The sequence below is a fragment of the Mycolicibacter sinensis genome (assembly GCF_001667375.1).
GTDB classification, from domain to species: Bacteria; Actinomycetota; Actinomycetes; order Mycobacteriales; family Mycobacteriaceae; genus Mycobacterium; species Mycobacterium sinense_A.
Genome location: NZ_LZIN01000012.1, coordinates 1 through 1,278, shown reverse-complemented (window position 1 = coordinate 1,278; position 1,278 = coordinate 1). Strand labels below are relative to the sequence as shown.

Below are 1,278 nucleotides of genomic sequence, written 5' to 3'. Positions count from 1 at the left end.
GTGTGTTCATGCCGGCCCAGGTCACGCCCCCACCACCACCTCGGCCATGCAAACCGCCGGCAGCGCCGCCGCCAGCCACGCCCTGACCACCGCCACCCAACTGGCCGCACCCGCCGCCGGCACCTCCGGGTCGTATGAAGGCGCCGGCGCACCCGGCCTGCTGCTCGACTTGTTGGTCGCGGTCATCGAGGTGGACAGCATCGCCCCCTTCGAGGGCGGCGGCGCAGGGCTGGAATTCGGCGGACTGGCGATCGAGGCGGCCAGTCTGGGGCCGTTCGCCGGCCTGGGCATCACCGGTGAGTTCGGCGCCGCGAGCGGTCTCGGTCTGATCGGCCAGACGACGCCGGCCGGCGGGCTGTTGGGGCTTGCCCCGCCCCTGGGCGGTCTCGGACCCGCCACCGGGCTGCCGGCGGCCGGCCTGAGCGGGGCCGGCCGGGTGGGGGCGACCTGGGCCGGCATGGGCAAGGCGGTGCCGCTGGGCGGGCTGTCGGTGCCGCAGGCCTGGGCGGCCGCCGCCCCCTCGGCGCTACGCGAAGTCGCTTTGCTCTCAGCACAATCCAGTACCGCCGCGGCCGCCGGAGCCGGAGCCGGAGCTCCTTACGCCGAGATGGCGCTGGCCACCATGGCCGGCCGCGCCATGGCCGCCACGGTGGCCCCGGGCCGGCGAGCAGCGGTGACCACCCAGCCCAATCCCACCGCGGCGGCCAAACCGGCCCCAGACAACGAAGAACCAGCAGCACGCCCGGACGAGGTAACCGGCGTGGAGGTTCTCGCGGAACTGCGCGGCCTGGCCGAACTGCGCGACTCCGGCGTGCTGACCGACGAGGAGTTCCACAAACAACGCGAACGCGTCATCGAACATTTTGTCGACGAATGAATTCAAGGGGAGGTAAATAGATGTCTTTCGTGGTTACCCAACCGGAGATGCTGTCCGGGGCGGCCGGCGAGTTGCAGGGAATCGGTTCGGCGGTGCAGGCACAGAGCGCGGCGGTGGCGACACCGACCACCGCGGTGGCCGCACCCGCCGCCGATGCGGTCTCGACGTCGATTGCCGCGCTGTTCAACGCCAACGGTGCGCTGTTTCAGAGCGTGGCCGCTCAGGCGGCGGCCGTCAATCAGATGTTCGTCGCCGCGCTGAACGGCGGCGGCATCTCGTATGCGACCGCCGAGGCGGCGAACGCGGCGGCTGCCGGCTGATCGCGGAGTAGCCGATGAATTTTGCAGCGTTGCCGCCGGAGGTCAACTCTGCGCTGATGTATTCCGGCGCCGGATCCGGCC

3 protein-coding genes are annotated in these 1,278 nt (G+C 71.5%); all 3 read left to right on the top strand.

What is annotated here, in order from left to right; translation table 11 throughout:
- On the top strand, positions 1-877 hold an 877-nt coding region (locus A5771_RS01875; RefSeq protein WP_131808878.1), incomplete at its 5' end, for an SHOCT domain-containing protein.
- Positions 878-897: 20 nt separating this feature from the next.
- A complete protein-coding gene (locus A5771_RS01870; protein WP_064853507.1) occupies positions 898-1,197 on the top strand; it encodes a PE family protein in 300 nt (99 codons plus the stop codon).
- 14 nt (positions 1,198-1,211) lie between these two features.
- Positions 1,212-1,278, top strand: a 67-nt coding sequence (locus tag A5771_RS24590; protein ID WP_428844376.1) for a PPE domain-containing protein, incomplete at its 3' end; no start/stop codon positions are given.